The following is a 26560-nucleotide window of genomic DNA, read 5'->3' as shown; positions in this document are numbered from 1 at the left end:
TGGCCGGCCCGCCGCCCCGTCGACAGCAGTGACCGATGCCCAGAGGGTGAAGACCCGCACGAACCTGGCGGAAACCAGTCGGGGCATCGATGCCGGGCCGTCGGGGCGCCGGCGTGCTCCGAAGGAGGTTGACAAGCAGTTCCTGATCGCCGTACTACGGCGCGTGCGGGAGCGCCGGATCGGCGGCCGGCCGTGCCCCGGCCAGTCTTCCGGTCGATCCCAGCGACGTGGTCCGGAGCCCCAGTGCCCAGGCCGCCAGCCCGCGTCGTCCGCTGCCGGGTGGCCGGGTGGCCGGGTGGCCGAGGCGGTCCAGCGTCCAAGCGCCGAACGGCCAGCGGTCCTCGGGGTCGAAGAAGGTGCCGGGAACGACTTCCTCGTAGACACCTCCATCTCGGACTTGTCCCTCCTCACCTGCGCTCGCTTCATGCACACCCGGTGTGCCGCGGTCCCCTCACTGCCGGACTGGCTTTCGAGGAGTGGGCAGGAAACCTGTCTCGTGGAAGTACGTCAGGTAGCGGGCCAGGATCTCGTCGGTCAGCGGCGGGCGGCGCACGCCGAGGTCGGCCAGAACCTTGTCCGTCCGGCTTGAGTCGAAAGTGCTGTGGTGGGTCACTTCCTGCCGGGCCTGCCCGTCGTCGCCGAGGAACAACTGTGCCGCGTTGTCCTCCTGGGCCGCGACGCGGGCCTGCCAGCGCGCCACGGGCTCCGGGCGCAGCACGTGGCCCGCACGGACGGCCGTGTCGAAGACCTGGTCCAGGGTCGGGGCGTTCGGGTTGGTGAAGTGGTAGGTACCCGCACTCGGCGCCCCGGTCGTGGAGAGCGTGGCGATCGCCGTACTGACATGGTCCACCGGCACCCAGTCCGTGGAGCCGGACCGCAGATCCGGCACCGTTCCGGCCTGGAGGCACCCCTTGATGAGCTGCCACAGCAGGTCCCGGTCCTGACAGGCGCCCGTGGTGGTGTCGCCGCTGATGCGGCCGGGCCGGTGGAAGGTCACCGGAAGACCGCGCCGGTCCGCCTCCTCGACGAGCCCCTCCGCCACCCACTTGCTCTGCGCGTATCCGTCGGGCAGCGCGGCCGGCGGCCCCGTCGGGGTCGACTCCGTGACGGGAGCGGGGCGGGACACGGGAGCGTAGACGCCCGTGGTCGAGACGTAGTGCATCCCGGGCGAGGCGGAGTCGGCGAGCAGACGCAGAAGTTCGTGGGTGCCGGCCACATTGGGGGCGCGCAGCTCGGCGTACCCGGCAGCGAAGTTGACCCGTGCCCCGTTGTGCACGATCGGGCCGAGGTGGCGGATCAGCGCGGTGCGGTCCTCCGCCGACAGGCCGAGGCCGGGGGCCGCGAGGTCGCCCGGGACCGGGTGGATCAGGTCCGCGTAACGGGGGTCCCAGATGCGGTAGTGCTGCAAGGTGGCCCGCAGGCGCTCGGCGGCCTGGTGTGCGTCCGTGGCGCGCACCAGGCAGGTGACCGGGCCGTCGGTGATCTCGATGAGGTCGCGCAGGAGGAAGGCGCCCAGGAATCCGGTGGCGCCGGTGAGGAGGGGCCGGGGGGAGGGGCGTACGGAGCCGCGGAGGGGGGCGGGGACCCGGGCCGTGCGGTGGGCCCCGGAGCCGGCGACGTTCGTGGCCAGGCGGACCTCGGCGGCGAGGTCGGGTGCGGCGGTGCCGCCCTGGCCGTCCTCCCCGGGCGCGCGGTCCAGGAGCCGGTCCACGCTCTCGACGGTGGGGGCGTTGAACAGCGCGCGCAGGGAGGGGCGGTGGCCGCACCGCTCGCCGATCCGCCGCGCGAGGGTGACGGCGAGCAGCGAGTGGCCGCCGAGGGCGAAGAAGTCGTCGGTGGCGCCGACCTCGGGCAGACCGAGCGTCTCGGCGAACACCTCGCACAGGATGCGCTCCCGGTCGCTGCGCGGTGCGCGGCCCCCGGCCGGCGCGGCCAGGTCAGGTGCGGGCAGGGCGCGCCGGTCCGTCTTGCCGTTGGGGGTGAGGGGCAGGGTTTCCAGGCGCACGAAGGCGGCAGGGATCATGTGGTCGGGGAGTGTGGTGGCCAGGTGTGCGCGCATCTCGGTCTCGTCCGGGCCGTCCGTGCCGTCGGCGGCCACGCTGTAGGCGACCAGGCGCCGGTCGCCGGGCCGGTCCTCGCGGACCACCGCGCAGGCCGCGGCGATGCCGGGCAGCGCGGAGAGTGCCGCCTCGATCTCGCCCAGCTCGATGCGGAAGCCGCGGAGCTTGACCTGGTCGTCGACGCGGGAGACGTAGACGAGTTCGCCGTCCCTCGTCCAGCGCACGAGGTCTCCGGTGCGGTACATGCGGCCCCCCGCATGGTCGGTCGGGTCGGCCACGAAGCGGGACGCGGTGAGCGCCGGCCGCCCGTGGTAGCCGCGGGCCACGCCCTCGCCGGATACGTACAGCTCGCCGGTGACGCCGGGCGGCACGGGGGCCAGGCGGTCGTCCAGGACATGGACCCGGGTGCCGTTGACGGGGCCGCCGATGGGCACGGTGCGCTCCGGGGCACGGGGGCCGTCCGCGTGCTGGAAGCCGCTCATGGTGGCGCACACGGTGGTTTCCGTGGGGCCGTAGGCGTTGACGAGGAAGCGGTCCTTCGCCCAGGCCCGCACGAGGGCCGGGGAGCATGCCTCGCCCGCGAGGACGAGGGTCGTGCCCGCGGGCAGGGAGCCGGGCGGCATGACCGCGAGGGCGGCGGGCGGCAGGGTGAGGTGGGTGACGCCCCGCTCCCGGACCAGCGCGGCGAGGGTGGGGCCGGGCATCAGGGCGTCGCGTTCGTCGATCTCCAGGCAGGCCCCGGAGAGCACTCCCATGCACAGCTCCCAGAACGCGGCGTCGAAGCTGACGGACGCCGCGTGCAGCACCCGGCTGCCCGGAGTCACGCGCAGCCGCTCGATCTGCGTCCTGACCATGGCACCGGCGCCGCGGTGGGTGACGACGACGCCCTTGGGGAGGCCGGTGGAGCCGGAGGTGTAGATGACGTACGCGGGGTGCGTGGGGCGCAGGCGAGTGGTGTCCGCCGGGCTGGAAGCGCGGCTAGGGATGTCCGTGACGTACACGTGCGGTACGGCGGACTCCGGGAGGCGGCGGTGGACGGCGGGGGTGGTCAGGAGCAGGCGGGGCCGGGCGTCGTCGAGCATGTGGATGAGGCGGCGGGCCGGGTAGTCCGGGTCGAGCGGCAGGTAGGCGGCGCCGGCTTTGAGGACGCCCAGGAGGGCCACCACGAGTTCGTGGGTGCGGGGCAGGGCGACGGCCACGCGGTCCTCGGGGCCGATGCCCCGCGCGACGAGATGGCGGGCGACGGCGTCGGCGCGGGCGTCGAGCTGCGCGTAGGTGAGGGTGGTGCGGGCGTCGCGGACCGCGGGGGCGTCGGGTGTGTCGCGGACCCACTGCTCGAAGAGGGCCGGGACGGAGGCGGCGGGCACCTCCTCCACGGGACCGGCTCCCCAGGCGGTGACGCGGGCGCGCTCCTCGGGCGGGGAGACCTCGTAGGTGTGCAGCGGGCGGTCGGGGTCGGCGGTCACGGCCGTCAGGAGCAGGACGAGCCGGTCGGCGAGGTCGCGGACCGTGGCCGCGTCGAAGAGCTCGGTGGCGTAGTCGACGGCCGCCCGCATGCCGCCGGGTGCGCCACCGTCGCCGGGTGTCTCGGTGAAGGTGAAGGACAGGTCGAACTTGCTCACCGCGGGCCGGGCCGGTACGGCACCGACGGTGAGGCCGGGCAGGGAGAGGGGAGCGGCGTGGGTGTGGTTCTGCAGGACGAGCATGGTCTGGAAGAGCGGGTGGTGGTTCCCCGAGCGGGCGGGGTTGAGCAGTTCCACCAGCCGTTCGAAGGGCACGTCCTGGTGGGCGTGGGCGGAGAGGTTGACCTCCTTGACCCGGTCGAGGAGTTCCCGGAACGTGGGGTCGCCCGTGAGGTCGGTGCGCAGCACGAGGGTGTTGACGAAGAAGCCGACGAGGTCGGCGGCAGCCTCGTCGGTGCGTCCGGCGACGGCCGTGCCCAGCGGGATGTCGTCGCCCGCGCCGTGCCGGGACAGGACGAGCGCGAGAGCCGCCTGGAGCACCATGAAGACGCTGCAACCGCTGGTGCGGGCAAGCTCGTTGACGCGCTGGGCGGCGGCGGGGTCGAGGGAGAAGTCGTAGGTGGCACCCGTGTGCCGGGGCACGGCGGGGCGCGGGCGGTCCCACGGCAGGTCGATCATCTCCGGCAGGCCGTCCAACGCCCCCTTCCAGTAGTCGAGTTGACGGGACAGCAGGCTGGCGGGGTCGTGCTCGTCCCCGAGCAGGCGCCGCTGCCAGAGGGCGTGGTCGGCATAGTCGACGGGGAGCTCGGGCCATCCGGGCGCCCTACGGTTCTCGGCGCGGGAGCGGTAGGCGGCGCCGAGGTCCCGGGCGAGGGGTGCAAGGGAGGTGCCGTCGGCGGCGATGTGGTGGATCACGAGGACCAGGACGTGCGCGTCCCCGGCCAGGCGCAGCAGGGTCGCCCGGAGCGGGAGACTGCGCTCGATGTCGATCGGGTGGCTCGCGGCGGCGGCGATCAGGTCGGGCAGTTCGTCCTCGCCGGCCGGTTCGACGGTGAAGGGCAGGCGGATGTCGTCCGGGGCGCAGATGTGCTGGTGCGGCCCGTTGTCGTCCTCGGGGAAGACGGTGCGCAGGGACGCGTGCCGGGCGACGACGTCGTGCAGGGCGTCGCGCAGGGCGCCGGTGTCGAGCGGCCCGTCGAGGCGTACGGCGAAGGGAATGTTGTACGTCGCCGAGGGGCCTTCGAGCCGGTGGAGGAACCACAGGCGGTTCTGGGCGTAGGACAGCGGGAGCGCGCCGGTCCGTTCCTGGGGTACGAGGGCGGGGCGGGCGGGGCGGTCCGCCCGGTCCAGGGCGCGGGCGAGGGCGGCGACGGTGGGGTTGTCGAAGAGGGTGCGGATCTCGGTCTCGGTGTCCAGGGCGGAGCGCAGGCGGCCGACGAGGCGGGTGGCGAGCAGGGAGTGGCCGCCGAGGGCGAAGAAGTCGTCGTCGACGCCGACGCGGGGCAGGCCGAGGACCTCCGCGAAGAGCCCTGCGAGGATCTCCTCGCGGGCGTTGCCCGGCGCCCGGCCCGGTGTGGCGGCCGGGGCGGCGGGGGCGGGCAGGGCCGCCCGGTCGACCTTGCCGTTGAGGGTCAGGGGCAGTGCGTCGAGGGTGTGGAATGCGGCCGGGACCATGTAGGCGGGCAGGTGGCGGCCGATGTGCGAGCCGAGCCGGCCGTGGTCCGGGAGGTGCCCGGGGGCGGGGACGACGTAGGCGGTGAGGGTCCGGTCGCCGGGCAGGTCCTCGCGGACCAGGACGCAGGCGGTGCGCACGGACGGGTCGGCGCACAGCACCGCCTCGATCTCGCCGGGTTCGATGCGGTGGCCGCGGAGCTTGATCTGCTGGTCGGCGCGGGCCGAGTAGTGCAGGACGCCGTCGGTGTCCTGGCGCACGAGGTCGCCGGTGCGGTACATGCGCTCCCCGGCGGCGGCGAACGGGTCGGCGACGAACCGGGTGGCGGTGAGCTCCGGCCGCCCGAGGTAGCCGCGGGCGACGCCGACGCCCGCGATGTACAGCTCGCCCTCGGCTCCGGCCGGCACGGGGCGCAGCGCCGAGTCAAGGACGTGGGCCCGCACGCCGTCGAGGGGGCGGCCGATGGGGGGCACCTCGCCGGGGGCGCCGTCGGGGCGTAGGCGGTGGAGCGTGGCGAAGGTCGTGGTCTCGGTGGGTCCGTAGACGTTGAGGACGACGGTGCCGGGGTGGGCGGCGGCGAGGCGCTGGTGGACGCCGGGGGTGGCTGCCTCCCCGCCCGCGGCCACCAGGCGCAGCAGGCCGAGCGCGCCGGGGTCGGTCTCGGCGATGACGTCGAACAGAGCGGTCGTCAGGAACGCCGCGGTCACGCCGTGTCGGGCGACGAGGTCGCGGAGGACGGCGGGCTGGAGGGTGCCGTCGGGGGCCACCACGACGCGCCCACCCGTCAGGAGGGGGGTCCAGATCTCGAAGGTGGAGGCGTCGAAGACGTACGCGGAGTGCAGCAGCACCGCGTCGCACACGCCGTCCGCCCACGTCCGGTCGGAGGCGAGCGCGGTGATGTCGGCGTGGGTGACGCCGACACCCTTGGGCAGGCCGGTGGAGCCGGAGGTGAACATGACGTACGCCAGCCGGTCGCCGCCGGTGACGGCGGGGAGGGGGCCGGGGGCGGGCGGGCCGCCTTGTTCGACGCGGCCGGCGGCGTCGACGGTGAGGACCGCCACGTCGGGGCCGAGCCCGCGTACCCAGGGGTGGGTACGGGCGGAGGCGTCGACCACCAGGGCGCGCAGGGAGACGACCTCGGCGACGCGGGAGAGGCGGTCGGCGGGCCACCGCGGGTCCAGGGGCACATAGGCGGAGCCTGCGCGCAGGGCGGCCAGGGAGGCGGTGACCAGGGCGGTGGAGCGGCCCATGAGGACGCCGACACCGTCCTCGGCGCCGATGCCGAGCCCGGTGAGCGCGCGGGCCGTCGCGTCGGAGGCGTCGACGAGCTGCCGGTAGGTCAGCTCCTCGCCCGCTCCGGTCACGGCGATCGCGTCAGGGCGGTGGGCGGCGTGCCGGGCGACGGCGTCGGGGACGCTCACGGCGGCCGGGTCCTCGCGGAGCGCGGCGCCGTGCCCCTGGCGCAGGAGCGTCTCGCGCTCGCCGTCCAGGAGGACGGGGACGGCGTCGGCGCGCAGGTCGAGCCCGTCCGCCATCGCCGTCAGCAGGCGCCGCATGCGGGCGACGACGCGGGCCACCTCGTCGCGGCCGAGGGCGGCCTCGCGGTAGCCGAAGGTGATGCTCAGGGCGGAACCGGGGGCGATGGTGAGGGTGAGGGGGTAGTGGGCCGCGTCGGTGCCGCTGAACCCGGTGACGGCGAGGTCGGGCAGGGCCTGCTGCGCGGTGCGCAGTGCCTGGGCGTCCATCGGATAGTTCTCGAACACGGCCAGCGTGTCGAAGAGTTCGTCCAGGCCGGTGGTCCCGCGTATCTCGGTGAGGCCCACGTGCTGGCTGCCGAGCAGTCGCCCCTGTTCGTCCTGGAGCCGGGTCAGGAGCGCGGCCAGGGTCTCGCCGGGCTCGGGACGCAGCCGTACGGGCACCGTGTTGATGAACAGGCCCACCATCGTCTCGATGCCGGGGATCTCCGGCGGTCGCCCGGACACGGTGGTGCCGAACAGCACGTCGGGGCGCCCGGTGAGGCGACCAAGAAGCAGCCCCCAGGCGCCCTGCACGAGGGTGTTGAGGGTCAGCCGGTGGGCGCGGGCCGTCTCGCGCAGCCGGCTCGTGGTGGCCGGGTCCAGATCGAGGACGAGCTTGCGCGGCAGTTCACCGGCGCCCGGCGCGTGCGCCGCACGCCCGGCGAGCAGGGTCGGCGCTTCGATGCCGGCGAGGGCCGTGCGCCAGGCGTCCAGGGCCGCCGCGCGGTCCTGCTGTGCCAGCCAGCCCAGGTAGGTGCGGTAGGGGGCGACGCGTGGCAGGGCGCTGTCGTCGCCGCGGGTGGCGTACAGCTCGAACAGCTCCCGGACGAGCAGGGGCATCGACCATCCGTCGAGCAGGATGTGATGGCTCGTCATCACCAGCCGGGAGCGCCCCGGAGCGGTGCGCACCAGGGTGAACCGCATCAGGGGCGGGGTGGTGAGGTCGAAGCGGCGGGTCCGGTCGGCGGCCAGGAACGCGGCGAGGCGTCCCTCCGCGGAGCCCATGACGTCCGCGCCGGTCAGGTCGAGCTCCTCCACGGGCGGCGGCACCTCGGCGGCGACGGCCTGCACGGGCTCGTCCAGGTCCTCGTGGAGGAACCCGACCCGCAGGTTGGCGTGGCGGCGCAGCAGACCGCCGACAGCGGCCCGCAGCGCGGGAACGCTGACGGGGCCTTCGAGGTCGAAGACGAACTGCGCGGTGTAGACGTCGACGGCCTCGGAGTCGTACAGCGCGTGGAAGAGCATGCCCGCCTGCAACGGCGTCAGCGGCAGTACGTCCTCCAGTCGGAACCCGGTCACTTGCGTCCACCCCACTTGTTCTGCAGTCGGTCGATCTGGGCCTGGTCGAGTGAGACCAGGGGGAGGTCGGACGGCGTGTAGCCACCCGCCTCGGGTCGTGCGGCGTGTTCGGCGATCGCGCGCAGGGCGCGGGTGAAGGCGTCGGACAGGGCTTCGACGTCCTCCTCCTTGAGGAGGTCACCGGGCCAGGTCCAGCGGGTCATCAGGTGCGGGCCGTCCGGCCGGTCCTCGGTGTGCGCGTTGATGTCGATCACGTGGTGGACGGGCATGTCCGGGTCCTGGCTGGGCGGGCCCCCCGCGTCGAGCAGCACATCCCAGTCGGCGTCCGCCGCCGCGTCACCGCCCGCCGCCTCGCCCCGGGCGGTGTACCGGCCGAGATAGTTGAACCCGATCTGGGGCTCGGGTCCGGCGGCCAGCCGAGAGCGGGTGGCAGGGTTGAGGTGGCGCAGCATCCCGAAGCCGACGCCGTGGTCGGGAACGGTCCGAAGCTGTTCCTTGACGCGCTTGAGGGCGCGTTCGACCACATCGGCGTCATAGCGTCCCGGGCTGCGGGCGTCGAGAGGCCCCGGGTCGAGGAGGACCGGGTAGAGGCTGGTGAACCAGCCCACCGTGCGGGACAGGTCGATGTCGTCGGTGATCTGCTCGCGGCCGTGGCTCTCCAGGTGGAGAAGGACGCCGCTGCCCGCGTGCGGGGCGCCGTCGCCCAGGGTCCGTTCCGCGCGCCAGGACCGGACGGCGAGCGCGAGGCCGGTGAGCAGGATGTCGTCCACGCCGGCGTGGAAGGCGGCGGGGACGGTGGTGAGCAGGGACTTCGTGGCGGCCGTGGGCAGATGGGTGGTGAGGGTGCTGGTCCGGTCGGCGGTGTCGAGCCCCGGGTCGAGCGGCCGGCGCCCCAGCGGCGGGTCCGGGGTCCGCGTGACCGTCTCCCACAGCGGGAGCTCCGCCGCCCGGGCGGGGCCGCGGGCCTGGGCGGCCAGGAGTTGCGCCCACTGCCGGTAGGGGGTGGCGACGGCGGGCAGGGCCGCTGTCGTGGGCGGTTCGCCGACGGGCGCCGTGGTGACCGCCTGCCAGGCCGTGGCCAGGTCCGCGGCGAGGATGCGCCAGGACACCGCGTCGACCGCCAGGTGGTGCACGACGAGCAGCAGTTGCCCGCGCCTGTGCGGTCCGGCATCGGCCCAGACCGCCTCGAACACGTTCCCCTCCGCCGGGCGCAGCCGCTCGCGGGCCCCTTCGCCCGCTTCGGTGACGGCGGCACGGACGGCGTCGGCGCCGAGGCCCGAGACGTCGATCCGGGTGAGGCGGTGGCGTGCCGTGACGGCTCCCGGTGGCAGGGCCTCGAGGACGGTGTCGCCCTCGATGGTGCGGCCGGTCCGCAGGCGGAGCATGTCGTGGTGGTCAAGGAGGAGTTGGAGAGCGGCGGCGAGGCTGTTTTCGTCCGCGTCGGCGGGGGTGCGCAGCACTCCGGACTGGTTGTAACCGTCCGTGGCGCCCGGCCGTTCCAGGAACCAGGCGGCTATGGGGGTCGGCGGCATCGTGCCGGCGCCCTCCTCGACCGGGCCCGCCGCGCCTCCGCCGAGCTCGTCGGCGACGGCTGCGATGGCCTCGGGCGTGCGGTGGACGAAGACGTCGCGCGGGGTGATGCCGAGCCCGGCCTCCCGCACCCGGCTGACCAGTTGGATCGACAGGATGCTGTCGCCGCCGAGAGCGAAGAAGTCGTCGTCGGCGCGGACGCCGGGGGAGTGGAGCACGGAGGCGAACACCTCGCACAGGACTCGTTCGTGGGCGGTGCGCGGCTCTCCGCCCGGGCGCGCGCCGACGGGGCGTTCGGGGGCGGGCATGGCCCGCCGGTCCGCCTTGCCGTTGGGCAGCAACGGCAAGGCGTCCAGGGCGACGAAGACACCGGGGACCATGTACGGCGGCAGCGACGACGCCAGGAGGGCGCGCAGTTCGGTGTCGGTGGGCGGGGCGGCGGGACCGCCGTCGCAGACGGTGTAGGCGACCAGCCGGCGTTCGCCGGGCTTGTCCTCCCGGACGAGGACGCAGGCGTCCGCGATGCCGTCGAGGGCGGTGAGGGCGGCCTCGATCTCGCCCAGTTCGATACGGAACCCGTTCAGCTTGACCTGGTCGTCGGCGCGGGAGACGAAGGTGAGCAGTCCGTCGGCGTCCCGCCGCACGAGGTCACCCGTGCGGTACATGCGGCTCCCGGAGGGGCCGTACGGATCGGCGACGAACCGGGACGCGGTCAGCCCCGGGCGGCGCAGATATCCGCGCGCCAGGCCGTCACCCGCGACGTACAGCTCGCCGGTGCCACCCGGCGGCACCGGCCGGAGCGCGGCGTCCAGGACGAGGGCGCGGGTGTTGTCGATCGGGCGGCCCACAGGCACGCTGCCCGCCCCCGCCGGAGTGCGCGTCCCTGCGCCGAGGTGCTGGTGGGCGGTGGCGTCGATGGTCGTCTCGGTGGGGCCGTACAGATTGTGGACCTCCACGTCCCAGGCGCTGCCGACGCGTTCGGCCAGGGAGGGGGGCAGGGGTTCACCGCCGCACAGGACGGCCCGCAGCGCTGCGGGGACACCGCCGGACGCGGTCTCGGTGAGGACGAGCGAGAGGTGGGAGGGCACGAACTGGACGACCGTCGTGCCCGTGGCGCGCAGCCGCTCGACCAGTGCCGCGGGATCGTGGTTGAGGGCGGGCGGCACCGGACAGGTCGATCCGCCGTGCAGCAGCGGCAGCCACGTCTCCCAGACCGAGGCGTCGAAACTCGGCGAGGTGCGGGCGAGCACCCGGTCGTCGCCGGTCAGCCGCAGATGACCGGCCATCCACGCCATGTGGTTGACGAGAGAGCCGTGGGTGACCACCACGCCCTTGGGCCGGCCGGTGGAGCCCGACGTGTAGATGACGTACGCGGCGTCGCGCGGGTCCGCCGCGACCAGGGGCCCCGCGCGCCCGGTCGACCAGGCGGCCCGGTCGTCGAGTGCCAGGCACGGCACGGACAGGCTGGGCTTGTCGGGGCGTGCGTCGCTGTGGGTCAGGAGCAGGACGGGGCGTGCGTCGTCGAAGATGTGAGTGATGCGCGCCTGCGGGTAGTCCAGGTCGACGGGCAGGTACGCGGCACCCGCCTTGGTCACCGCCAGCATCGCGACGACATGGTCGGCGGTGCCTTCGAGGGCGAGAGCCACCAGATCGCCGCGGCCCACACCCCGGTCCCGCAGGTGATGCGCCAGATCGTCGGAGAGCGCGTCGAGTTCGCGGAAGGTGAGGTCGAGGCCGCCGTCCCGCACGGCGATCGCCCCGGGGGTCCGCGCACACTGCGCGCGGAACGCCTCGGGCGCCGTACGCGCCGCGACGGTCCTGACCGGGCCGTGCGCGGCGCGGTCCAGGCTCTGCTGGTCGGCCTCGTCCAGGACCTCGACGGTGTGCACCCGCCGGCCCGGGTCGGCGGCGAGGATGCCCAGCAGGCGGGTCAGCCTGGCGGCGAAGGCGTGCGCGGTGGGATGGGCGAAGAGTTCGGTGGAGAACTCCAGGACGCCGTCGAGACCGGCGGGCCGGCCCGCGCCGTCGTGCCGCTCGGAGAAGGTGAAGGTCAGGTCGAACTTGCTGATGCCGGTGCGGACGGGCTGTTCCGTCACGGTGAGGTGGGGCAGGTCCGCCGTGGCGTCCGACTGGTTCTGCAGCACCAGCATGGTCTGGAACAGGGGGTGGTGGTTCTGGGCCCTGACCGGACTGAGCGCGTCCACGAGCCGCTCGAACGGCACGTCCTGGTGGGCGTAGGCGGCCAGGTCGAACTCCCGGACCCGGTCGATCACCTCACCGAAGGTCGGGTCGCCGCTCAGGTCGGTCCGCAGCACGAGGGTGTTGACGAAGAAGCCCACCAGATCGTCCAGGGCCTCGTCCGTGCGCCCGGCGACCGCGGTGCCGAGGACGATGTCCTCCCCCGCGCCGTGGCGGGACAGGAGCACCGACAGCGCCGTCTGGAGCACCATGAACAGGCTGGACCCGCGGCTCCTGGCGAGATCGGCGAGGGCGCGGTGGGTGTCCGCGTCGACACGGAAGCCGAAGGCGTCGCCGCGGTGCTCCGTGACCGCGGGACGCGGCCGGTCGCAGGGCAGTTCGAGCAGGTCGGGCGCGCCGTCCAGCGCGGTGCGCCAGAAGGAGAGCTGGCGGGCGGCCGGGCTGGACGGGTCGTCCTCGTCGCCGAGCAGCGCGCGCTGCCACAGCGTGTAGTCGGCGTACTGGACGCCCAGCTCCGTCCAGGCGGGCTCGACGCCCTCGGCGCGGGCCCGGTAGGCCTCGCCCAGGTCGCGGGCGAGCGGGGCCAGGGACCAGCCGTCGCCCGCGATGTGGTGGACGAGCAGGACCAGGACGTGGGACCGGTCGCCCAGGCGCATCAGCCGGGCCCGTACGGGCAGGTCGGTGCTGACGTCGAACGTGTGGGCCACCTCGGCGGCCAGCACCGCGTCGAGCCGGGCGGCGTCCGTGTCGCGGGGCGTCAGATCGAGGTCGGCGTCGCCCGCGTCGCGGACGACCTGGCGCGGTACCCCGTCGGTGTCGGGGAAGACGGTACGCAGACTCTCGTGGCGACCGACGACATCCGTCAGGGCGCTCTCCAGGGCGCCCGCGTCGAGCGGGCCGTCCAGGCGCAGCACGAGCGGCACGTTGTAGGTGGCGCTGGGGCCCTCGAACCGGTTGAGGAACCACAGGCGCCGCTGCGCGAAGGACAACGGCAGCGGATCGGGCCGCTCGGGTACCCGCTCCAGTGGTGTCCTGGCCGCTTCGGCGTCGTCCAGCACGGCGGCGAGCGCGGCCGGTGTGGGGTGCTCGAAGAGGGCTTTGACCTGGATCTCCACCCCGAGCACGGTACGGATGCGGGCGGCGAGCCGGGTGGCCAGCAGGGAGTGGCCGCCCAGGGCGAAGAAGTCGTCGTCGACGCCCGCCCGGGTGAGACCGAGGACGTCCGCGAAGAGCCCGCACAGGATCTCCTCGCGGAGGGTGCGGGCGGCGCGCCCGGGGCCCGTCGCCTGATACTCCGGCTCGGGGAGTGCCAGCTGGTCCACCTTGCCGTTGACCGTCAGCGGCAGCGCGTCGAGCAGGACGAAGGCGGAGGGCACCATGTAAGCGGGCAGGGTCCGGCCGACGGCCTTGGCCAGCCCGCCGGGGTCGGGTCGGGCACCGGAGGCGGGCACCACGTACGCGACGAGCCGCCGGTCGCCCGGGGTGGCCTCGCGGACGACGGCAAAAGCGTCGGCGACGGTCTCCTGAGAGGCCAGCACGCCCTCGATCTCACCGAGTTCGATGCGGTAGCCGCGCAGCTTCACCTGGCCGTCGGCGCGTGCCACGTACTCGATGTGCCCGTCGCGGGTCCACCGGACGAGGTCCCCGGTGCGGTACATGCGCCCGCCCGCGGGGCCGAAAGGATCGGCCACGAAGCGCGTGGCGGTCAGGCCCGGCAGCCCGGTGTAACCGCGTGCCACACCGCGCCCCGCGAGATACAGCTCACCCACCACACCCGGCGGGACCGGGCCGAGGGAGCTGTCGAGGACGTACAGGCGCCCGCCGTCCAGGGCCCGCCCGATCGGCGGCGGGCCCGGGGTCAGGTCGGCCGTCACGTCGTGCCGGGTGGCGAAGGTCGTCGTCTCGGTGGGGCCGTACACGTGCAGGACGCGCAGGTCGGGAGAGAGGCCCGCGACGCGCTGCATGGCGTCGGGGGATGCCAGCTCCCCGCCCGCGCAGACGAGCCGCAGACCGGCGAAGGCGCCGGGGTCGGTCTCGGCGATGACGTTGAACAGGGCGGTGGTCAGGAAGACGGCGGTCACCCCGTGGGTGTGGACGGCGTCGTCGAGGACCCGAGCCTCCAGGACGCCCTCCGGTGCGACGACGACCCGGCCGCCGTTCAGGAGCGGGGCCCATATCTCGAAGGTGGAGGCGTCGAAGACGTACGCCGAGTGCATCAGGACGGCGTCGGTGGCGCCACCCCGCCAGGCGGAGTCCGCGGTGAGCGCGACCACGTCGGCGTGGGTGACGCCGACGCCCTTGGGCACGCCGGTCGAGCCCGAGGTGAACATCACGTAGGCGAGCGCTCCGGAGCCCGGCACGGCGGCCGGTCCCGCCGGGTGCTCCGGCGCGCCCCGCAGGACCCGGCCGGACCGGTCCACGACGACGACGGGAAGGTGGCGGGACATCGCGGCCACCCAGGGGGACGTGAGGGTGGCCTGGTCGACGACGAGGACCCGCACGGACGCGAGCCCGGCGACCTGGTCGAGCCGCTGTGCGGGCCAGCGCGCGTCCAGCGGGACGTAGGCGCCGGCCGCGCGGACCGTGCCGAGGGACGCCGCCACGACGGCCGGCGACCGTGTGAGCAGCACGCCGACCCCGGCCTCCGGGCCGACGCCGTGGCCGGCCAGTGCGCGGGCCAGATCGGCGGAGATCCGGTCGAGTTCGGCGTAGCTGAGGGACGCCTCGCCGTCGGTGACGGCCACGGCGTCCGGCGTGCGGCGCGCCTGGGCCGCGAAGCGCGCGGGCAGGATGGCCTCCGCGGTGCCCGCCTCCAGCGCCGGAGCGGCGCTCCAGTGCGCGACGCGTGCGTGCTCCTCCCGGGACATCAGGTCATAGGCGGCCACCGGCAGGCCGGGGTCGGCGGCGACCTGCTCCAGCAGGCGCACCAGGCGGTCCGCGAACGTCTGGGCGGTGGCGCGGTCGAAGAGGGCGGTGGCGTACTCGATCCCGGCGGCCAGGCCGCCCATGCCCGGCTCCTCGGTGAACGCGAAGGTCAGGTCGAACTTGCTCAGGCCGTTGTGGACGAGCCGGTCGTCGACGGTGACGCCCGGGAAGTCGGGGCGGGCGGTCTCCTGGTTCTGCAGGACGAGCATCGTCTGGAACAGCGGGTGGTGGTTGCGCGCCCGGACCGGGTTGATCCTCTCGACCAGCCGCTCGAACGGGACGTCCTGGTGCTCGTAGGCGGCCAGGTCGAACTCCCTTATTCGTACCAGGAGTTCGCGGAAGGTCGGCGCTCCGGAGAGGTCGGTGCGCAGGACGAGCGTGTTGACGAAGAACCCGACCATGTCCTCCAGTGCCTCGTCCGTGCGTCCGGCGACGGGCGAGCCGAGCGGGATGTCGTCGCCGGCTCCGTGCCGGTGCAGCAGCGTGGCCACCGCCGCCTGGAGAACCATGAACAGGCTGCTGCCCGACTCCCGCGCCAGCCGGACGAGCCCGGCGTGCAGGGCGGTGGGGACGACGAAGGTGTGGACCGCGCCCCGCGGGTCGGTGGTGGCCGGGCGTGGCCTGTCCAACGGCAGGTCGATCAGGCCGGGCAGCCCCGTCAGCGCGGTGTGCCAGTGGTCGAGCTGCTGCCGCAGGACACCCTGCGGCTCGGCGCCGTCTCCCAGGGCGGCACGCTGCCACAGGGTGTAGTCGGCGTACTGGAGGGGCACGCCGGCGGGCGGCTCGGGAGCGCGGCCCGCGAGCCGGGCCCGGTAGGCGTCGCCGAGGTGGCGGGCGAGCGGGGCGAGGGACCAGCCGTCGCCCGCGATGTGGTGCAGGACGAGCACCAGGACGTGACGGTCGGGTGCGGGCCGCAGGAGCAGGGCCCGCAGTGGCAGGTCCACGATGACGTCGAACGGCTCCCGGACGGCGGCAATGACGGCCGCCTCCAGATCGGTGGGCGCGATGCTCACCACGGGCAGGTCGGGGGCGCTGTCGTCGGCGGGCAGGACCTGCTGGCAGGGGACACCGTCGCGCTCGGGGAAGACGGTGCGCAGCGTCTCGTGCCGCTCCACGACGTCGCGCAGCGCGGCGCGCAGGGCGTCGGTGTCCAGCGGTCCCCCCAGTTCGAGGACGAGCGGGATGTTGTAGGTGGAGCTGGGGCCTTCGAGCCGGTTGAGGAACCACAGGCGCTGCTGGGCGGAGGACAGCGGCATCGGATCGGGCCGCTCCGGGACGGGCACGATGGGCGGGCGGGCCCGGCCCGGCGCGTCGAGGACGCGGGCCAGACCGGCCGCGGTCGGGTGGTCGAAGAGGGTGCGCACCTCCATCGTGGCGCCCAGGACGGCGCGGACCCGGCTCACGACGCGCATGGCGAGCAGTGAGTGACCGCCCAGGTCGAAGAAACTGTCGTGGGGACCGACGGCGGGGCGGCCCAGCACGTCGGCCAGGATTCCGGCCAGCAGGTCTTCCCGGAGGTCATGCTGCCCGGACTCGGCGGCCAGGTCGGTCTCCGGCTCGGGTGCCGGCAGGGCGCGCCGGTCCACCTTTCCGTTGGGCAGGAGCGGCAGGTCGTCCAGGAGGACGACGGCGCCGGGCACCATGTAGTGCGGGAGCATCCGGGAGAGGTCGTCGGTCAGGGCGGCGGGGCGCAGGGCCGGGTCGCCGGTGACGGCGTAGGCGACGAGGCGGCGCAGCCCCGGTATGTCCTCGCGGATCAGCGCGCAGGCGGCCGTGATCCCGGGGCGGGCCAGGAGCGCGGCCTCGATCTCCCCCAGCTCGATGCGGAATCCGCGCAGCTTGACCTGGTCGTCGCCGCGGGCCACGTAGTCGAGCAGGCCCTGCCGGTTCCACCGCACGAGGTCACCGGTGCGGTACATGCGGGTCCCGGGCGCGCCGAACGGGTCGGCGACGAACCGGGCGGCGGTCAGTCCCGGGCGGCGCAGGTAGCCGCGGGCGAGATGGGAGCCGGACAGGTAGAGCTCGCCGGTGACGCCGGGCGGCACGGGCCGCAGCGCGCCGTCCAGGACGTAGGCGGCCATGGTGTCGACGGGGCGGCCGATCGGCACGGTCTCGGTCGGTCCGCGCCCCGCGGAGGCGTCGGCCCGGTGGGCGGTCGCGTCGATGGTCGTCTCGGTGGGGCCGTAGAGGTTGTGCACCTCGGCCCCCCACAGGCTCACCACGTGGTCGGCGAGCGAGCGGGGCAGGGGTTCGCCGCCGCACAGCACGGCGCGCAGGTCCGGCAGCGGCGCCGCGTGCGCCGCCTCGGTGAGCACGAGCGTCAGGTGCGAGGGAACGAACTGGGCGACAGTGACGCCGAACCGGCTCATCCAGGAGACGAGGGCGGCCGGTTCCCGGTTGGCTTCGTGCGGCAGGACGCAGACCTCGGCGCCGTTCATCAGCGGCAGCCACAGTTCCCACCCGGAGGCGTCGAAACTGGTCGAGGTGCGGGCCAGGACGCGATCGTCAGGAGTGAGTCCCAGGTGCCGGACCATCCACGCCATGTGATGGGCGAGGGCCGCGTGCGGCACGACCACGCCCTTGGGGCGGCCGGTGGAACCCGAGGTGTAGATGACGTACGCGGGGTCCTGGGCGAGCGGCGCGTCCGGCAGGGGAGCGGCCGGGTCGGCGGGCTGGAGGCCGGGGTCGTCGAGGACGAGCCACGGCCGCTCGCCTGCCGGCAGACCCTCGTGGACCTCCGCCGTCGTGAGGAGCAGGGCGGGCCGGGCGTCGTCCAGCATGTGCCGGATGCGGGCGGCCGGGTACTCCGGGTCGATCGGCAGGTAGGCGGCGCCCGCCCGCAGGACACCCAGCATGGCGGCGACGCCCTCGGCGGACGGCGGTACGGCGAGGGCCACCAGGTCCTCGCGCCCCGCGCCCCGCTCGCGCAGCAGGCGGGCGACGGCATCGGCGCGGGCGTCGAGTTCGGCGTAGGTGAGGCTCGTGCGCGCGTCGCGCACCGCGACCGCCAGGGGCGTCCGCGCGGCCCACTCCCGGACCGCTTCGGGTACGGCCTTGGCCGGCATCGGACGCGGCTCTCCACGGCCCTGGTCGAGCAGGCGCTCCCGCTCGCCGGGCGCGAGCGGGTCGAGGTCGCCGACGGCTCGGTCGGGATCGGCGACGGCCTGGGTGAGGACGTGGACGAAGCGGTCGCACAGGGCTCGGGCGGTGGCGGCGTCGAAGAGGTCGGTGGCGTACTCCAGGTATCCGCCGATACCGGCCGGCACACCTGCCGACGCGCGCCCGGCGGGCTCTGTGATGGCCTCCCCAGCGGAGTCCGCGGATCCGGCGGATTCCCCGGGGGCGGCGGATTCGACGAGCGAGAACGTCAGGTCGAACTTGCTGATGCCGGTGTGCTGGGACCGGTCGTGGACGCGGACGCCGGGCAGGTCGAGCGCCACCCGTTCCTGGGTCTGGAGGACCAGCATGGTCTGGAACAGCGGGTGGTGGTCACCGGACCGCTCGGGGTTGATCTCCTCCACGAGCCGTTCGAAAGGCAGGTCGCCGCGGCTGAACGCGGCGATGTCGAACTCCTTCACCCGGTCGAGCAGCGCCCGGAAGCTCGGGTCGCCCGACAGGTCCGTGCGCAGGACGACGGTGTTCACGAAGAACCCCACCAGGTCGTCGAGGGCCTCGTCGGTGCGTCCCGCCACGGCGGTGCCCAGGGGGATGTCCGTACCGGCGCCATGGGCGTGCAAGGTCACGGCGAGAGCGGCCTGGAGCACCATGAAGGGGGTGCAGCCGACGGCACGGGCGAGCCGGACCAGGGCACTGTGCGCGGTGGCGGGCAGCTCGAAGGGGACGGCGTCGCCCCGATGGGACGGCACCGCGGGACGCGGCCGGTCCAGCGGCAGTTCGAGCAGGTTCGGCGAGCCCTGCAGCGCCTCCTGCCAGAAAGCGAGCTGGCGGGCGGCCAGGCTCCGCGGGTCACCGATGTCGCCGAGCAGCGCGCGCTGCCACAGCGCGTAGTCGGCGTACTGGACGGCCAGCGGCGGCCAGTCGGGGGCGCCCGTGCCTGTCGTCCTGGCCCGGTACGCGGCGCCGAGGTCGCGGCTGAGCGGAGCGAGGGACCAGCCGTCGGCGACGACGTGGTGCAGGACGAGGACCAGGACGTGCCGGGTGGTGTCCGGCCGCAGGAGGTGGGCGCGGACGGCGACGTCGCCGGAGAGGTCGAAGGGCATGGCGGTCAGACGGCGCACCGTCTCCTCGACCCAGACATCGGCGGCTTGCCCGGGGGGAGGCTGCTCGACGGCGAGCCGGGCGAGCGAGACGGCGGCGCTCGCGTCGAGGATCTCCTGGTGGGCGACGCCGTCGCGTTCGGCGAAGACGGTGCGCAGGCTCTCGTGCCGGGCGATCACGTCGGCCAGCGCGCCGCGCAGGGCGTCGGTGTCGAGCGGGCCGTCGAGCTCCAGTACGAGCGGGACGTTGTAGGTGTCGTTGGGCCCCTCCACACGGTTGAGGAACCACAGGCGCTGCTGTGCGAAGGACAGCGGGACCGCTTGGGTCCGCTGCTGCGGCACGAGGGCTGGGCGGTCGGTCGCGTTGGTGGTGAGGGCGCCGGCGAGCTGGGCGACCGTGGGGTGGTCGAAGAGGGTACGTAATTCGACCTCGGCGCCCAGCGCGGTACGCACCCGGCCGGTGAGGCGGGCGGCGAGCAGGGAGTGGCCGCCCAGGGCGAAGAAGTTGTCGTCGACGCCGACGGCCGGTACGCCCAGGACGTCGGCGAAGAGGCCGGCCAGCACCTCCTCGTGGGCGGTGCGCGGGGCGCGGCCCGAGGGGACGGCCGAACGGGGGGCGGGCAGAGCGCGCCGGTCGACCTTGCCGTTGGCGTTCAGAGGCAGCGCGTCGAGGGGGACTAAGACGGAGGGCACCATGTAGGCGGGTAACGCGCGTCCGACCCGGCGGGCGAGGGCGGCATGGTCGAGCCGGCTTCCGGGGACCGGTACGACGTAGGCGACGAGCCGCCGGTCGCCGGGCACGTCCTCGCGGACCAGAACGCAGGCGGCGCGTACGTCAGGGTCGCTCACCAGGGTGTTCTCGATCTCGGCGGGTTCGATGCGGAACCCGCGGAGCTTGACCTGCCCGTCGGCCCGCCCGACGTACTCGAGCTCGCCGTGCGCAGTCCAGCGCACGAGGTCGCCCGTACGGTACATCCGGCCGCCGTGCGCGTCGTGGGGATCGGCGACGAACCGGTCGGCGGTCAGCGCGGCCCGGCCCTGGTAGCCGCGGGCGACGCCGTGGCCGCTCACGTACAGCTCACCCACGACGCCCGGTGGCACCATGCCGAGAGTGTCGTCGAGCACGTACAGGCGCATTCCGTCGAGGGCCCCGCCGATGGGCGGCACGCCCGATGTGCCGGGGGTGACCGTGGCGCGCGTGGCGAAGGTGGTGGTCTCGGTGGGGCCGTACACGTGCAGGACGCGGGTGGCGGGAGCGGCGGCGGCCACCCGTTGCATCAGCTCCGCGGAAGCGGCCTCGCCCCCCGCGGCGACCAGGCGCAGCCCGGTGAACACCGCCGGGTGCGCCTCGGCCACGACGTTGAACAGGGCTGTTGTCAAAAACGCCGCTGTCACGCCGTACCGGGTGACGGTGTCCTCCAGGACATGGGCCTCCAGCACGCCATCGGGCGCGACGACGATCCGGCCGCCGTTCAGGAGGGGGACCCAGATCTCGAAGGTGGAGGCGTCGAAGACATAGGCGGAGTGCAGCAGGACGGCGTCGGACACGCCGTCGGCCCAGGCGCTGTCGGCGGCCAGGGCGAGGACGTCGGCGTGCGTGACGCCGACGCCCTTGGGCAGACCGGTGGAGCCGGAGGTGAACGTCACGTACGCCAGCCGGTCGCTGCGGGTCGCTGCCAGAACGGCGCCCTGTCTCGTGGGGGCGCCGCCCACGATCCGGCCGAGATCGTCGACGACGAGGACCGGCAGGTCGGCGGAGCGTTCCCGCACCCAGGGGTGGCCGGCGGTGGCCTCGTCGACGATCAGGGCGCGAAGGCGGGCGACGCGGGTGATGTCACCGAGCCGTTCGGCCGGCCAGGCGGCGTCCAGGGGTACGTATGCCGCGCCCGCGCCGACCGCGCCCAGCGTCGCCACGACGACGGCCGGGGTGCGGCCCACGAGGACGCCGACGCCGTCCTCGGCGTCCACTGCCCATCCGGTCAGGGCACCGGAGAGATCGTGTGCCGTGCGCGCCAGCTCCCGGTAGGTGAGGGTGGTGCCGCCGTCCACGACGGCCGGCGCGTCCGGGGCCTGGCGCACCTGTGCCTCGAACGCCTCCGTCAGGCTCCGGGCGATGGTGCCCGCGGGCAGGTCGGCGCCGCGCCCCTGTGCGAGCAGGAGGGCCGCGGTGGCCTCGTCGAGGAGGGGCAGGTTCCGTAGCGGGGTGTCGGCCTCCGTCGCGGCGAGAGCCGACAGGTAGGAGACGAGGGCGTGCTGGTGCAGCCGCACGTCCTCGGGATGGTAGAGCTCCGGGTTGGTGTCGAAGCCGATCAGTGGTCCGGTGCCCTCGGACCGTTCGGAGACGAAGAGGGACACGTCGTCGACCGGGCCGATGGACAGGACGCGGGAGGAGGCGGGACTGCCGTCGAAGTCGAGGTCGTAGTCGTACCCCATGATGTTGACGACGACGTCGGTCAGGCGGGTGGCGCTGTCGGTCATGTTCAGTTCGCGGGCGAGTTGTTCGCGGGAGAAGCGGCGGTGGCGCAGGGCGCCGCGCATCTCGGCGGCGACGGTTCGTACGAGGTCGCCGACGGTCAGGTCGGGGGTGACGGTCAGACGCAGCGGCAGGATGTTGGCGGTCATGCCGACGATGTGCCGCAGTCCGCCGTGGCGACCGTTGGAGGCGAGGCCCACGGTGACGTCGGGCGTGCCCTTGACCCGTCCGACGTAGGCGGCGACGGCGCTGACGAGGACGGCCGTCCAACTGGTGCGATGGCCCGCGGCGAGCCGGCGCAGGTCGTCCAGGACGCTGAGGGGCAGGGTCTCGCCGTTGTGCAGCTCGACGTCGGCTCCGGCGGGGGAGGGCACGTCGGAGCGGCGGCGGATGAGCGTGCCGCCGTACGTGGCCGGTTCGCTCCCGGCGCCGGGAGTACCGGATGCGTGGTCGGGACCGTCGGCCAGGTCGCCGAACTTGCCGGTCCAGTAGGCGCGGTCGGCTTCGTACCGGTCGGAGTGACGGTAGGCCGTCTCGTCGGCTATGAGGTCGCGCAGGGGTGCGGACGGCAACGCGACATCGGCGAGGTTCTCGCCCCGCGCTGCACGCGCGTAGAGGTCGGCCACCGTACGGGCGAACACCGCGCCGCCGAGGCCGTCGACGGTGATGTGGTGGTAGCGGATGTACCAGTAGTGCAGGCGGGGGGCCAGACGCAACAGTGCGAAGTGGTGGTGCGGGGCGTCGAGGCGGTCCACTGCGGCCATGTCGTCGGCCATGTAGCACTCGGCCTCGGCGGACGGATCGCTGGCCTCGGACAGATCTACGAAGCGGAGTCGGCCCGTTTCGGCCAGCGGGCCTCGGGAGACATGCTGGCGGACTTCTCCGTCCTCGACGACGAACTCCACGTTCAGGCTGTCGCAGAGGTCCGCGGCGCGACTCACGGCGGCGTCGAACATTTGCTCGTCAAGGATGCCGCGGATTTCGAAGCATTCGCCGATGTTGTATTTCGGACTGTCCGGATCGATCAACTGACCGTACCAAACACCGTGCTGCGCGGCGGTCAGTTCGAAGGACTCCTGCCGGGCCGTGCGTGAGCGGTTTCCGTGCATGATGGAAGGCACCTTTGGGGAGAGGTTTCGGGGACGGCTGAGAAAGCGGGCGCGCGTTCTTCTCGCCGTCGCTGCCGACAGGGTCGGCAGCGACGGCTCAGGCCGGTCGGGTGGTCCGACACGAGAAGTGGGCACCTCTACGTCGCGGTTCCGTGCATGAGACGTCGCAAACGAGGCGATTCAGGTAGCCACAAAGAAATGAAGACGAACAACTGTGCACGAATCTGAGCGGCTTGCGCACATGAATGATCGCTTCCGGTCGAGCGGAGGCGGGATCGTACGCGGAGACGCCGGGGCGGGGTTCGGCTCGTGCCGGCGTTCGGTCCGGGACGGCGTGTCGGCGACGCCGTTCCGCGGCACTATCCGGCGTCGCCCCCCATGGCCCGCACGAGGCTGGCGGGCCGCATATCGCTCCAAGCGGCGTCGATCGCGTCCAGGCATTCCTGACGCGACCCCTCGGGCCCTCCGACCCGCCACCCTCCCGGGATGTCGAGATGCGAGGGCCACAGCGAGTACTGACCCTCCTCGTTGACCAAGGTCACGAAGCGCCCCGACTCATCGTCGAAAGGATTGGTCACGACTTTCCCCCACCTTTTATTTGTCCATCTTCGTTAGGTACTTCTGCATTCCTGTGCTGAGCTGCTTCGCCCGGGCGTCCTGCGATGCCCCCGGCCACCCCGTTCAGACGCTTCGGTTAAACGCGCGCGAGAATAGTTTCCGATTCAAGTAATCGGCGACAACTCGTTGACGGAGCCACTAGTACCCAGCCGCGACACGTTTAGGCCAATCACTTTAGAGGACGCTCGCGGCCTGGAAGTGCACATCGTCTTGGTTACTCGCCGGTACTTAATATATGAACGAGAGAGTAACTGTCCATGGCATATGACAGAAACACCTCCGCCTGCAACATTTCAGTCAACATACGACCGATATGTGTCCCCCTTAAGTATCTTCCCCTCATTTTGTCCACGCGCTTTCGGCTAACATCTGCGCGCCCGGGAGTTCCCGAATGCATAACCTTCGAAGCGATGTGATGGCAGATGTGGTTCGTCACAAGCGAGCTGCTTCACAGTCGTTCGAACACACGCCTCGTTACAGACCGCAGAAACAGCCCATGACCTGCAACGACGCGGGCAGGTAGCCTACTTGTGAGGGTGCGCTGTTTCAGCGCTGCCGCTCCAGGGTGAGGACGGCGGCCGCGATGGACGTCATTCGATGCGGACTGCACCGTGCCGTGCGGAAGATTCGCCATCGTTCGAGTCGGGCCGACCGGTGCTCGACCGCTGCCTGGGCCCGGGACAGCGCCCGGTTGACGGTCCGCTGGGTCAAGGGAAGCTCGCCGTTGGGCGGGCGTCGCCGTGGGGTGGTCACCCATGGTCCCGCGCCGATGTAGGCGCAGTCCGCCAGGAGCGGTACTCCCTGGCGCTCACAGATCCGGATGATCCGGTGTGTGCGGGCGGCGGTCAGGTCGTGCGTGCGGCCCGGCAGCGCGGGCCGGATCCAGAGCAGTGTGCCGGCGGGATCGGTAACCATCTGGAGGCTGACTCCGTGCAGGCGGTGCCTGGCGGAGTAGTCGGCCCGGCTGTCGCCGATCCGGTCGCGCCCCGCGAGGGCCGCGTCGAGCAGGACGTACTCCGGGTCGGTCTCACGCAGTACCTTCAGCAGTCCCGGGGCGTGCTCGGCGAGCAGGCCGACCGCCGCGGTGGTGCAGGCGTGCGAGGTACCGGCAGAGATCCCGAAGTCGACAGCGATCCGGGTCAAAGGCTCGCGCTTGCGCAGGTACACCAGGGCGACACCAGAGCGACCAGGGCACGCTGGTGCGGCGGGAGCTTGCAGCGGCGGTCACCCTCGCGGGCGACGATGAGCATGGTCACCCACTCGACCAGCGCATGCGGGAGGTCGAGTACGGCAGGATGACGGATCAACGAGGCACCTGCGCTGACGAGTTGAGACTTCGAACACCTCCCTCAACGGCACGGGTGCCTCGTACGTTGCGCCTCCATCACCGTCGCCCCATCGGTGGTCACTCTGAAACAGCTCCACTGTCAGAGGGGATGCTGTCCTCTGACATTGAACCTTGACCACCGCAGGTGGCAGGGCTGCGACTCTGGGCGGGCAGCGCCGTAGTCGAGCTCCTACCGTTGAGGCTGCTTCGGTAGTGGCTGACCTGCGCCTCAGCGTCCATCATCGGAGGGCTTGGATGATCGCGGCTGCCAAGCTGGCGAGGGCGGCCGCGATGGCTCCGGCAAGCAGCCACCGAATCGATTGGGTATGCAACCGGGTGTCTCGCTCGGCTCTCGCGCGTTCGGTCACGTAGTCGAGGAGTGCGCGGAGCGTTTCGGCATCCAGCTCCTCTCCCGACCCATCCTGACTGGGCTCGGGGTCGCTGCGGGATGCCGCGTTATGCGCACCGGATGGTTGATTCGAGGCAGGATCTGCCCCCCGAGGCCGACGACGTGCATAGCGCGCATGCAGGGTGAAGGAGTGTTGGAGCCCAGCGTCAGTCGGATAGGAGTCAGCGCTTCGGCGGAACAAGCCAGGAAACCCGTTCAATGCGCGGGTGACAACATCCTCAGCTAGACCAAGATCCTTTGAGAGGCCGTTGGGAGATCGGCTTCGCCATCTTGTGAGGGCCATATAGGTGATGAGCGCAATCAGCGTGTCAAGTTGAGCTTCGTAGCGTGCCCTGTCATCCACGGACGCAGTGTTGCACCGTGTAGCTGGCCCCGGAAGGTGACCTCGGGCGGCATCGGCGACAAGCCAATGCGCTGACCTCCGTTGATCAAGATTGCAGTCAAGATCACTTGTTAATCGGTCAAGATCGTGTGCCAGAGGACAATCGTTGATCACAGTATGTAGTTCCCGCTCGGTCGTCGTCGGCACCATGACGGCGGCCGCATCCTCGAGACGACGGGTCCCGCTTTTAGGTCATGAAGGCGAACCTCCCTGGAGGCGACGACCCGGCGAAGCAGGGTTCTGCGCCGATTCCCTGACGGGCAGGGCGGGGATGCTCCAAGCGACCTGTTGCCAACCGCATGCCGCCGCATAGAGGGGGACCGCCATGAGCATGGAGCAGCACGAGCACATCCCGTGGACCGAGATGATGACGCAGGGCCTGAGCGTGGTGCAGAACAGCTACCTTGAGCGCTACCGCGCCTCCCGCAGCGGTGAGCATTACTGCGCGGACGTCGTCTGGGGCAACCTGCAGACCCAGGACTACGCCCGCGCCATGCTTACGCTCGTCGCCGAAGACCATGGCCACCCCGACACGATCGAGGACGCGGTGGCCGCGCGAACGGCCCGGACCGCGCTCTTGGGCCAGGACGGGCGCACCAGCCACCTCATCCTCGGTGAGCAGGCTCTGCGCACCAACATCGGCGGCACCGCGGTGATGCGCGGCCAGCTCGACTCGCTCACCGAGAAGCTGGACCAGGCGGGCCTGACGATCGGCATCATTCCCGCGCGGACGCTCATGGTCTGCGTGCCGTCGACCTCGTTCACCATCCTTGACGGCGTGAGCGTCGATGTGGAGACGGTCTCTGCATCCTTGACTATCACTGATGCAGAGGAGATCACCGCCTACCAGCGGCGCTTCCAGCTCCTGCACTCCATGGCCGTCTACGGACAGGCGGCCCGTGATCTCATCGCTGCCGAACGAGCCATCCTGGGCTGAACGGGCTGCGCACGGTGGCCGTCCAACTGCCGGGCGCGGCGCCCGGTCTGCGAGGCCGACGGGCGCGCGCCTGCCGGTCAAGCGCTGTAGGGAGAGGCGGTCGGCAGGGCGGTCACCGTGGCCAGCGGCTGCTCCTGGGCGCCCGGAACGTGCTCAACAGCAAGAGACAGGACCTTGCGGCCGACGCGGTAGAAGGAGACGTTCCCGATCCGGTACGCGGTCTCAGGGCACCCCAACCGCGTCGACGTGTCCTCCCAGACCTTGACCGGCTGGTTGGCGTTACCAAACACCCTTGCTCGGACAAAACGCTCTTTTAGTCCAGGATGCCGAAAGCTGTGTCAGGCCGGCAGCGGATTTCCCTGTCAAGTCTGTGGGTGTTGCAGGTGTGGCTTTGGCAGGGTGCTCGGCAGGGAACCGAAGGAA

5 protein-coding genes and 1 pseudogene are annotated in these 26560 nt (G+C 72.6%); 1 reads left to right on the top strand and 5 read right to left on the bottom strand.

Annotated elements, in window-relative coordinates; translation table 11 throughout:
- Positions 1-451: 451 nt before the first annotated feature.
- The 4 genes and pseudogenes from ACIRF8_RS31475 to ACIRF8_RS31460 form a co-directional block, all read right to left on the bottom strand.
- Positions 452-8011: an amino acid adenylation domain-containing protein gene (locus ACIRF8_RS31475; protein WP_404220344.1), complete on the bottom strand. Its 7560-nt coding sequence runs from the start codon at positions 8009-8011 to the stop codon at positions 452-454.
- Positions 8008-22464: an amino acid adenylation domain-containing protein gene (locus ACIRF8_RS31470; RefSeq protein ID WP_404220342.1), complete on the bottom strand. Its 14457-nt coding sequence runs from the start codon at positions 22462-22464 to the stop codon at positions 8008-8010. Before ACIRF8_RS31470 ends, ACIRF8_RS31475 begins: the two co-directional genes overlap by 4 nt.
- A gap of 359 nt (positions 22465-22823) precedes the next feature.
- Positions 22824-23042, bottom strand: a complete 219-nt coding sequence (locus tag ACIRF8_RS31465; protein WP_404220340.1) for an MbtH family protein — start codon at positions 23040-23042, stop codon at positions 22824-22826.
- A 586-nt stretch (positions 23043-23628) separates the two neighbouring features.
- Positions 23629-24389: pseudogene (locus ACIRF8_RS31460) on the bottom strand (transposase family protein).
- A gap of 1136 nt (positions 24390-25525) precedes the next feature.
- Here ACIRF8_RS31460 and ACIRF8_RS31455 point away from each other — a divergent pair.
- Entirely contained in the window at positions 25526-26137 is a 612-nt protein-coding gene (locus ACIRF8_RS31455; protein WP_404220338.1) for a Scr1 family TA system antitoxin-like transcriptional regulator, read from the top strand.
- A 77-nt stretch (positions 26138-26214) separates the two neighbouring features.
- On the opposite strand, the gene ACIRF8_RS31450 is transcribed toward ACIRF8_RS31455, so the two are convergent.
- A complete protein-coding gene (locus ACIRF8_RS31450; protein WP_404220336.1) occupies positions 26215-26427 on the bottom strand; it encodes a hypothetical protein in 213 nt (70 codons plus the stop codon).
- Positions 26428-26560: the final 133 nt, after the last annotated feature.

This window comes from Streptomyces sp. NPDC102406, assembly GCF_044765725.1.
GTDB lineage: Bacteria > Actinomycetota > Actinomycetes > Streptomycetales > Streptomycetaceae > Streptomyces.
Note: the sequence above shows the minus strand (reverse complement) of the source record. Positions and strands in the feature narration are given on the sequence as shown.

Coding starts and splice junctions, on each gene's coding strand:
- ACIRF8_RS31470 (WP_404220342.1), bottom strand. CDS start 22,464: ATGCACGGAAACCGCTCACGCACGGCCCGGCAGGAGTCCTTCGAACTG.
- ACIRF8_RS31455 (WP_404220338.1), top strand. CDS start 25,526: ATGAGCATGGAGCAGCACGAGCACATCCCGTGGACCGAGATGATGACG.